The organism is Rhizobium sp. 268, assembly GCF_036571585.1.
Classification (GTDB): domain Bacteria; phylum Pseudomonadota; class Alphaproteobacteria; order Rhizobiales; family Rhizobiaceae; genus Rhizobium; species Rhizobium redzepovicii.
The window spans coordinates 440,106-450,007 of the sequence record NZ_JAPPSO010000003.1; the positions used below are offsets into that span (position 1 = coordinate 440,106).

Annotated in this window: 5 protein-coding genes; all 5 read left to right on the forward strand. The window is 60.1% G+C overall.

Annotated features, from left to right (window positions below; translation table 11 throughout):
- Nucleotides 1–6: 6 nt before the first annotated feature.
- The 5 genes from OS035_RS08680 to OS035_RS08700 all read left to right on the forward strand — a co-directional run bounded on the left by OS035_RS08680 (nt 7) and on the right by OS035_RS08700 (nt 9,741).
- Nucleotides 7–2,355: a type I secretion system permease/ATPase gene (locus OS035_RS08680; RefSeq protein WP_097628471.1), complete on the forward strand. Its 2,349-nt coding sequence runs from the start codon at nt 7–9 to the stop codon at nt 2,353–2,355.
- A 5-nt stretch (nt 2,356–2,360) separates the two neighbouring features.
- Nucleotides 2,361–3,710, forward strand: coding sequence for an HlyD family type I secretion periplasmic adaptor subunit (locus tag OS035_RS08685; protein WP_097628472.1), 1,350 nt, complete (start codon nt 2,361–2,363; stop codon nt 3,708–3,710).
- Between the two features lie 120 nt (nt 3,711–3,830).
- Nucleotides 3,831–4,322: a hypothetical protein gene (locus tag OS035_RS08690; protein ID WP_097628473.1), complete on the forward strand. Its 492-nt coding sequence runs from the start codon at nt 3,831–3,833 to the stop codon at nt 4,320–4,322.
- A gap of 257 nt (nt 4,323–4,579) precedes the next feature.
- On the forward strand, nt 4,580–6,232 hold the full coding sequence (locus OS035_RS08695; RefSeq protein ID WP_183781812.1) for a GNAT family N-acetyltransferase: 1,653 nt from the start codon (nt 4,580–4,582) through the stop codon (nt 6,230–6,232).
- Nucleotides 6,233–6,360: 128 nt separating this feature from the next.
- On the forward strand, nt 6,361–9,741 hold the full coding sequence (locus tag OS035_RS08700; RefSeq protein ID WP_331813609.1) for a DEAD/DEAH box helicase: 3,381 nt from the start codon (nt 6,361–6,363) through the stop codon (nt 9,739–9,741).
- The last annotated feature ends 161 nt before the right edge of the window (nt 9,742–9,902 follow it).

Sequence of the window (9,902 nt, forward strand, 5' to 3'; positions counted from 1 at the left end):
ATCACGATGAACCAGATTTCGAAACAAGTCTTTGCAGCGGGCAGCGCCCTCGATTTGAGGTCAGGCAATATTCCCTCCGCTGCGCCCTCGGAAGCGGTGAGGAACGATCTGTGCATCTCTGCGATCGACGAAGCCGTCGAGAACCTTCGTCGGCTCACCGGTGCCGCCGCTTCGTCTGCGTCTTCCGATCGCAGCAAGGCGCCGGCCGATGTTCCAGCAAGCGACGCTGCCCATATGGCGCGCGCAGCCACGGTGCAGGCACCCCTCCCGCAAAAGACGGTGACGTTGGAATCCTCATTAAAAGCCTGGAATGCAGAACCGGCGGCTCCCGCTGCAGTGATGAGGGGCCCGGCACCAACAAAACCAGTGGAAGAAAAACCGGTTGAAGCAACACTGGCGGAGGCATCCGACCCATCGCCGATCGAGGCGCGGGCGACGCCTGAACTGCCGAAAGAGAAAACCGAGCTCAAATCGAGCCCGACGATGCCTTTCGCTAAGACCATCGAAGGCGACAGCGGTCCGGTCAGCGAGACCGACAGGCGTCTCCGCACCGGCGGAGGCGGAAATGGCAAGCATTCCGATCCCGGGGGCGGCGAAGGCGGGGGCGGGGGAAGTGGCGGCGGTTTTCACAAGCGCAGCGAGCCTGTGAATTTCGCCGCCAGCCTCGCGCGCGGCATGGGGGCCGTACGGCGCAACATGGTGGTCGTCATGATGTTCACGATCGCCATCAACATGCTTCTGCTGGCGATCCCGCTCTATCTCTTCCAGATATCCGACCGGGTGCTGACCAGCCGCTCGATCGACACGCTCGTCATGCTCTCGATCGCCGTGCTCGGCGCCGTGCTGCTTCAGGCCTTCATGGATACGGTTAGGCGCTTCATCCTGATGCGAACCGCGGTGGAACTCGAAGTGCAGCTCGGCGCGCCGATCCTCAGCGCTGCGGCGCGGGCCTCGCTGCATGGCAGCGGCAAAGACTATCAGACGCTCCAGGACCTGCAGCTGCTGCGCGGTTTCCTCACATCCGGCACGCTGATTGCGTTTCTCGACGCGCCGCTAATGCCGTTCTTCGTCGTCGTCGTTTATTTCGTGCATCCGCATCTCGGCATCATCATCATGACCTGCTGCGCGGTGCTATTCTTCATCGCCTATCTGAACCAGAAATTCACCGCCCGGCAATTTGCCGAATCCAACAGCTATCTCAGCCGGGCGAATTTCCACCTGGATTCCATGTCGCGCAATTCGCAGATCATCAACGCAATGGCGATGATCCCCGAGGCAGTGAAGATGTGGGGCCGGGAAACGGCGGGCTCGCTGAAATCGCAGGTCGAGGCGCAGGACCGCAACATCATCTTCTCCGGCATATCGAAGGCCTGCCGCATGATCACCCAGATCACTCTGCTCGGCTGGGGCGCGCATCTGTCGCTCTCCGGTGAGCTGACCGGCGGCATGGTGATTGCCTCTTCGATCATCTCGGGACGCGCACTGGCGCCGATCGAAGGCGCCATCGAAGGCTGGCACCAGTTCAACCGGTCGGCGGCCGCCTATTCCAGGATCAAGAGCCTGCTTTTGAACTCGCCGTTGAACTTCCCGCGCCTGCGCCTTCCCAATCCGGAAGGCCGGCTCGATGTCGAACGCATTCTGTTCGTGCCGCCGCCGCAGAAGAAGGTCATTCTCAACGGCATCTCCTTCTCCCTCAGGAAGGGCGAATCGCTGGCGGTCATCGGCAATTCCGGGTCCGGCAAGACGACGCTCGGCAAGATGCTCGTCGGCTCGATCGTGCCCACGTCGGGAAATGTGCGCCTTGACCTGATGGATCTGCGAAACTGGGATCAGCGCCAGTTCGGCGAAAGCATCGGCTATCTGCCGCAGGACGTGCAGCTCTTTCCCGGCACGATCAAGGCGAATATCTGCCGCATGCGCGACGACATCGAAGATCACCAGATCTACGAGGCCGCGGTGCTGGCCGACGTCCACGAGCTCATCGCGGGTTTCCCGCAGGGTTACGAGACCATCGTGGCGGCCGACGGCGCTCCGCTTTCGGGCGGCCAGAAGCAGCGCATCGCGCTTGCTCGCGCCTTCTTCGGCAATCCCAAATTCGTCGTCCTCGACGAGCCGAATTCGAACCTCGATACACAGGGTGAGGCAGCCCTTGCCAAGGCGCTGATCCATGCCAAGAAGCAGGGCATCACCACCGTGACGATCACCCAGCGCCCGGCCCTGCTCCAGTGCGTCGACAAGATCCTGGTGCTGAAGGACGGCACTGTCGCCATGTTCGGGGAGCGGATCGAGGTGCTGCAGGCGCTATCGAAGAACAACAGCAATAACGGTCAACAAGCACCGCGCATCGAAGGGTGAAGGCTATGGCACGGAAACAACAGGAGACCGCCGGTCCGGTGCAGCTCGAATGGTATAGCGACGTGCCGCGCTCGATCCGGATGCACAGCATCGTCGGCCTGACGGTTCTCTTCACCTCGTTCGGAGGGTTCGGCTTTTGGGCCGCAACGGCGCCGCTCGCCTCGGCTGTCATCGCCCAGGGAAGTTTCGTTGCGACGGGCAACAACAAGATCGTCCAGCATCTGGAAGGCGGCATCATCAAGGAGATGCGCGTCAGCGAGGGTGATACCGTGAGGGAAGGCGATATTTTGCTGACCCTCGATCCAACCGCCTCTCGCTCGAATGAGCGGATGCTGCAGCTTCGGCGCCTGCGCCTGGAAGCCGTCGTCACAAGGCTGCGCGCCGAAGCGCAGGGTCTGCGCGAATTCCACCTTCCCGCTATTGTGACGAAAGAGGCGGGCGATCCGGACATCAACGCGATCATCCAGAGCCAGAACATCGTCTTTCACAGCAAGCAGATCAAGCTCGAAGAGCAGCTCAATCTGATCGAAAAAAACATCCAATCGCTGGAATATCGCTTCGCCGGTTATACCGGCCAAAAGGAATCCTTCGAAAGGCAGCTATCGCTGCTGACCGAGGAACGCGACTCCAAGGCCCGGCTGGTCAAGGTCGGCTATATGCGCAAGACGGATCTCTTGGCGATCGAGCGGGCGATCGCCGATGCCATGGGCGACATTGCGCGCCTGAACGGCGAGATCAACGAGAGCGAGGCAGAAATCGCCAAATTCCGCCAGGAAGCCGTCATCGCCGTCAACTCCAACAAGCAGGCGGCGCTCGATGCGCTTGAGACCGCCGAATCCGATCTCGACAGCGTGCGCGAACAGATGCGCGAGGCTGCAGGCGTGCTCGAGCGCACCACCATCCGTTCACCGGTGTCGGGAACCGTCGTACGCTCCTATTTTCATACCGCCGGCGGCGTCATCACCACGGGCAAGCCGATCATGGAGATCCTGCCGGCGCATGTGCCGCTGATCCTGGAAGCGCAGGTGCTGCGAACCTCCATCGATCAGCTGCGCGAGGGAGAAATGGCATCGGTCAGGCTGACGGCGCTCAACCGGCGGACGACGCCGGTTCTAGAGGGCAAGGTCTTTTATGTCTCGGCCGATTCGATCGAGGAGAATGCGGGCCTCTCGGTCAAGGACGTCTATATCGTTCGCGTCGCAATACCCGACTCCGAGATTGCGCGGGTGCATAATTTCCATCCGGTTCCAGGCATGCCGGCCGAAGTGCTGATCCAGACGTCGGAACGCACCTTCTTCGAATATATCAGCAAACCAATTACCGACAGCATGTCCCGGGCTTTCAAGGAACGCTGAGCGATCCAGCAAACGACGGGGGTCCGCGAGGATCAGGGATTTGTCCGTGTTCTGATATGATGTCGGTAATGTATCATCCCTTCGGGATGGATCGTCCCCTCCGGGGAAGAAAGGGCGAGCATGGCGGCGATGTCGGATGTCCTGCTACGGGTCGGGCGCCTGAACTATGTCTGGACGAATACCGAAAGCCTGCTGATCTACATCATTGCCCATCTCCTCCGGGTCGAAAAAGATGCGGCAATCGTCGTGTTCCTGACCCTCAACACGACACGTGCACGGATGGATCTCATCGAACGGCTTGCAAAGCTCGCTTCGACCCCGCCTTCCGACCGGAAAGCGATCCTTTCAGCCATGGCGCGGCTGAAGAAGGAATCCAAGACCCGCAACAAATACAATCATTGTATTTATTCCTTCGACGACAAGGGAGACATCTCAAGCACACAATTGATGCGGCTGGTCGAGGACGACAAGGAGATCCGCTACGGCAAGATCGAGCAGATGGATGCGCGCGAGATCGACCATTTGGAGAAGTCGATAGCCGAGATCGTCGCCATCAGCCGGACGCTCTGGGCCTTTATCCATGCGAGCCCGCGGATCTCCGGCGAGCTCTGATCTAGTCCTTATGTATGGTGAGTGGCCGAACTTTGGACACCTTGGCGACCTATATTGAGGCATCGTGTTTCATACAAATTGCTTAACTCTATGTAATTGAATTATTTAATAAAATATATCCGGATTCTGGGTTATTTGCCGGCTCAAAACTAATCATAATTAAGCCCTGAAAATCATCCGGACGGCTTATTTGAAGATCGGTTTTTCCCCTTAGAATGAAAGCTCCCGAGTAACGTATGGAGTATTGGGGGGCGGCCATGCGCATAGATATCATCGACACCATTGCCGGGTTCGAGGCGGTGCGCGACAACTGGGACCAGGTCTTCATGGACGATCCCGATGCGCAGCATTTCCTCTCCTGGATCTGGCTGAAGAATTATCTGTCGCGCCGGCGCCGCTGGTTCATACTCGCCCTTCGCGAACGCGATCCGGATGCACCCTACGTTGCTTTTTTTCCCTTGCGCCTCATCACGCATCTCAACGAAAAAACCGGCCTCTTCTACGACGAGATCATAATGGCCGGGAATTTTGCGGCCGATTATACCGGCTTCATCGTCAGGCCGGATTACGAACATCATGCCATTGCCGGCTTTGCCTCGTTTATCAAACATCAGAACTGGACCGACCTGAAGCTCGATTATTTTAGCGGCCCTGCCGGACGGCGCGAGAAGATGATCGAGGCGCTGCGGGGGCCGGAGGTGATGTTTCGCGACAGCTCGCCCAGAAACAATGAAAACATCGACAATACGATCTGCCCGATCGTTCCCCTGCCGGCAAGCTTTGACGATTATCTCGAACAGCGCATGAGCAGTCAGACGCGCCAGAAGCTCCGGCGATTCCTGCGCAAGGTCGAAGGCGGCGATATCTTCCGCATCACGACGGCGACCCCCGAGACCATCCATCGCGACCTGGACATCCTCTTCGATCTCTGGCGGACCAAGTGGAGCACCCGCAAAGGCGCGGAGCGGACCGAGCGGCTGATCATCACCACCCGCGAAATGCTGATGGACTGCTTCGACAACGGCAATCTCGAGGTGCCGGTCTTCTGGCATGGCGACCAGCCGCTTGGCGCGCTGGCGAATATCGTCGACTGGCGGAAGAAGGCGATCCTCTTCTATGTCACCGGCCGCGACGAAAACTGGAAGACGCCGTCTCCCGGTCTCATCCTGCATGGCCACTGCATCCGGCGGGCGATCGAGCAGGGCTTCAAGACCTATGACTTCCTGCGCGGGAACGAGCCCTATAAATATATGTTCGGGGTCGAGGAACGACGGATCAGCTGCACGCTCTTCCGCACCCGCAATGGCCAGAATCTGCATGGAGCGCTCAACCCGCGCAGTATTCGTTTCGTCTATGAACAGGCGCTCGACATGTACCGCGACGGCGCCCGCGGGAAAGCGGAGATTGCCTTCAACCAGGTCCTGCAATCGGCTCCAGGCCATACCGGCGCGGGATTTGGCCTCGCCAATCTGCTGTTCGACCGGGGCAGGCTGACGGAGGCTCTGGCCGCCTATAAGGCGCTCGCCGAGCAAGCGCCCGATCCGACGCCGATCCAGATGCGGCTTGGCGATACGCAGCTTGCTTTGCATCAATACGACCTGGCCGCCGAGACGTTCCGCCTGGTCGGCGATGTCGGGCCGCATCTGATCCAGGCGCATTACAAGCGTGGCATTGCTCTTGCAGCCGGCAAACGGCTGGCCGAAGCGGAGGCCGTTTTCGCCGCGATCCGGGACGTGCATTCGGACGATCCGGCCGCACTCGACTATGTTGCCAAGGCAAATGCCGCCCTCGAACGGATCCAGGCGAGGGCCGAACCCACGCCTCATAAGACCGATGTCGTGTCCGAGACCATCGCCCGCTGGAACCGAGGCTGGCAGCTCAGCGAGCGACGCCAGCCACGTCTGCACTGACGAGATACCTGCCGGGACAATGCCTTCTGGCGGTTCCTGGACGCGCAGCCGCCATGGTCTTTGATTTCGAGCTGTGATCGTTGTTAAAAGAGGCGCAAGCCTAATTTGCAACGCCTCAGTGGAACCTCATGCAGACCAATGCAGATGGCGCCGAAAGGGAACGGCTTCTGGCCATTCTCGATTTCTGGCACAAGATCGAGTTCTTTATTCCCTACGATCTCTCCAGCCGTATCGTCGCAGGTGAAGGGCGAAGTGTCTTCTGGCTGCATGCAAGGACGCTCGACGATGACAGTGCCGCGCTCAGCCGTCCAGCAATCCCCGAGGAGAAGCAGATCACGGGTTTTACCCTGTTTCTCGGCGTTTTCGGCAAATCCGAAATTACCGCTGTCCGCAGGCACTTCGATATGACTGCGGCCGATATCGCCGAATATGAGGATGCCGAACGCGGCGATCTCGACGGCGATACCTGCTTTGCCAGCCTGCAGCTGACACCCCTGGGGCAGCCGATTTTCGATACATTTTCCGTGTCCACGCTTCCATGGGCTTTGGGGCGCGTGCGAAAATCCGGCCTCTCCTCGCTCAGCCACGAGGCATTTGCCGACGGCAAGCGGCAACTGACGGAATTGCTTCAGAATTTTCGGACGCAGCGACAGCTGAGATCCTCATCCTTCGACGACGATGCCGATCAGCCGCTCGATGCCGGCGAAATCCTGACGCTGCATGAATTGCTCTGCGATTGGGCGAGCTTCGCCACGCATCAGGAGAAGCCCATTGCCGCGGTTGAAATACGCTACAAAGACAGGGCGGAAAGGCCCGAAATCCTCTCGCTGCCACCGCGACCGGAGAGCCATGCGCCCGATGCCGACGATGAGGATGATGAGAGCGCAAGCGCCGAGGAAGAGATCGGTATCCTGAACAGCTTCTTCATCGAGGATATCGAGCGGGCGATAATGTGCGTCAAACACGGTGATATTCCCGAGCCGCTCAGGCGATATCTCACCCCCCTCGCCCCGGAGAAGCGGATCGATCTCTATTCGGAGGATGGGCGCAAGGCGATCATTCGGGCCTTGCATCCCGGAAAACTCAACAGTGGACGCTGGCTCAGCGAATCTCATCACGCGATGAGCCTCATGCAGCAGTTCGCGATCAACTCCGCCATTGGCGACCTTTCGGAGACCGGACTTTTCTCGGTCAACGGCCCACCGGGGACGGGAAAGACGACCCTGCTTCGCGACATGTTCGCGGATAATATCGTTCGGCGCGCCCGCGTTCTCTCTTCCTTGAAGGTGGCGCGCGATGCCTTTGACGGATCGCCGCGCCGCGTCACCTTCACAGACCGCAGCACCGCCTCGATATCGGCGCTGATTCCGGGCCTCGCCGGTTTCGAAATGGTGGTCGCCTCTTCCAACAATGCCGCCGTGGAGAATGTTTCGCGCGACCTTCCCAAGCGAAGCTCGATCGCCAGGACGTCTTCCCTCCAATATCTGCAGACGGTCGCGCACAAGATCGCCTGCCAAAAGGACAATGGCGCCGCCGTCAAGCTTTCCGACGGCGACCGCCCATGGGGTTTGATCGCCTGCGCGCTCGGCAACTCCAGGAACCGGCGAGCCTTCAAAGAACGGTTCGCCTTCATGGAGATCCCCGAAAGGCCGAACCCCGGCTGGTCCGGCGCGGCCAAGCCGCAGACGATCTGGCAGTGGCGAGAGAGCTATCAGGGGCCGAGCTTCGCCGAAGCATCGTCGGCCTTTCGTGCCGCCGACGAGCGGGTTCGCGACAAGATCGGTCAATATGGGCGCTATGCCGATCTCCACGACGATATCGCGCGGGTCTCACAGGATGCATTCTGCCGCGACGCGCTTGAACGGGTCGCGGCCGCCGCCGCCGACCTTCGGCGCGCGCAGAAGCGCTGCGACCTGACCGCGGCGGAAATGCTCCAGATCAAGGAAGAGTTGTCACATCTGAAGGAGGAGGAACAGCTGCTCGACCGCAGCGCGCCTGCCTGGTGGGAGCGAGTGATGCCGAGCAGTCCCGCCCGCCAGCACCGGCAGAATGTCGGCGCCAATGCACGCCGGCAGCTGGAATTGCGCAAGGCGCTGGCGGACTGTGAACAGTATCTTGCGAAAATCCATGAACCTCAGCGGCAACAGTCTTTGCGAGAACATGAGCGGGCCGAACAGGCACTGCGGTCACGACAGAAAATCTGGGAGAGGAAAAGAGAGGAATTCGACCGTCTGGGGGAAGTTTTCGGTCATCCCACTTTGCCCGGGCGTCTCACAGACCTCGAAACCGAGCGGTTGCAGATCGATGGTCTCTGGCATCAGCACGAGCTGGCAGGCCTGCGCTCGGCATTGCTGGAAGCGGCGTTGACGCTGCACGAAGCCTGGCTGGCGGAGGTTGGCAGAAAAGGCGGGGGTTTTGGCGGAAACATCGTTGCCATCAGCAAACTGCTGTCCAACAACAGTCCCGTCGATGACGAGCACATAGCATTGATCTGGCAGAGCCTTTTCATGATCGTTCCCATCGTCTCGACGACATTCGCCTCCTTCGCCCGACAATTTCGCGGGCTGGGCGCCGGTTCGATCGGCTGGGTCTTCATCGACGAAGCCGGTCAGGCGGTGCCGCAAGCGGCGGTCGGGGCCTTGTTGCGAGGGCGCCGCGTCATGGCGATCGGCGATCCGCAGCAGATCGAACCGGTCTTTATCCTTCCCAGCGCGCTGATCACTGCCGCTTCTGCTCTCTCTGCCCACACGGCGGCAGGACAATATTCGCCGAACCGGGCGTCGGTGCAGATGCTCGCCGATGCCGCCAACCGCTATGGAACGACCGTCCCCGGCGAGGAAGCGGACGGGCTTTGGATCGGCTCCCCACTGAGGGTGCATCGGCGCTGCTTCGATCCGATGTTCGGCTTGGCCAACCGGATCGCCTATCAGGACAAGATGGTATTCGGGCTGGAGAATCGCCGGCCGGCCGGCGACGCGCCGCCATTTTATGGTGACAGCGCCTGGATCGACGTCAGGGGCAGGGTAGCGGGCAAACAGACGGTTGCCGAACAGACGGACTTCATCGTCGATGTCCTCACTGCAACCTATCGCCGCGATGGCGCATTGCCGGACCTCTACATCATCTCGCCCTTCAAGGAGATCAAAAGCAATCTGAGGCAGGCTCTGACCCATGCAGGATGGGTCGATCCGCTCGGAAATATGCGGTCCCCTCCTTTGAGGTTGTCTCGATGGCTGCGGGAGCGGATAGGCACGGTCCATACCTTCCAGGGCAAGGAGGAGGACATCGTTTTTATGGTGCTCGGCGCCGATGCCGATCACAGCGGAGCCGCAGCTTGGGCCGCATCGAAGCCGAACCTCCTGAACGTGGCGCTGACACGCGCCAAACGCCGCTTCTATATCGTCGGCGACCGCACTCTCTGGCAAACCTTGCCGTACTTCAGGGAGACCGCGAATGCTTTGGAGACTGTGCAAGCAGCGGAATTCCTGGCCCGGAATGAGCTGAACTGACGGATCCCGCTGTTGCGCGCTGAATCCCACGACCGTTCCCAGCAACGCCAAAACCCGCCGAGAGGCGGGTTTTGGGGTGTTGTGCTAAGGGAATTTGGTTGCGGGGGCAGGATTTGAACCTGCGGCCTTCAGGTTATGAGCCTGACGAGCTACCGGGCTGC

Excerpts from the sequence above, each read along its gene's own strand:
- OS035_RS08690 (WP_097628473.1), top strand. The coding sequence starts at position 3,831 with ATGGCGGCGATGTCGGATGTCCTGCTACGGGTCGGGCGCCTGAACTAT.
- OS035_RS08680 (WP_097628471.1), top strand. The coding sequence starts at position 7 with ATGAACCAGATTTCGAAACAAGTCTTTGCAGCGGGCAGCGCCCTCGAT.
- OS035_RS08685 (WP_097628472.1), top strand. The coding sequence starts at position 2,361 with ATGGCACGGAAACAACAGGAGACCGCCGGTCCGGTGCAGCTCGAATGG.
- OS035_RS08695 (WP_183781812.1), top strand. The coding sequence starts at position 4,580 with ATGCGCATAGATATCATCGACACCATTGCCGGGTTCGAGGCGGTGCGC.
- OS035_RS08700 (WP_331813609.1), top strand. The coding sequence starts at position 6,361 with ATGCAGACCAATGCAGATGGCGCCGAAAGGGAACGGCTTCTGGCCATT.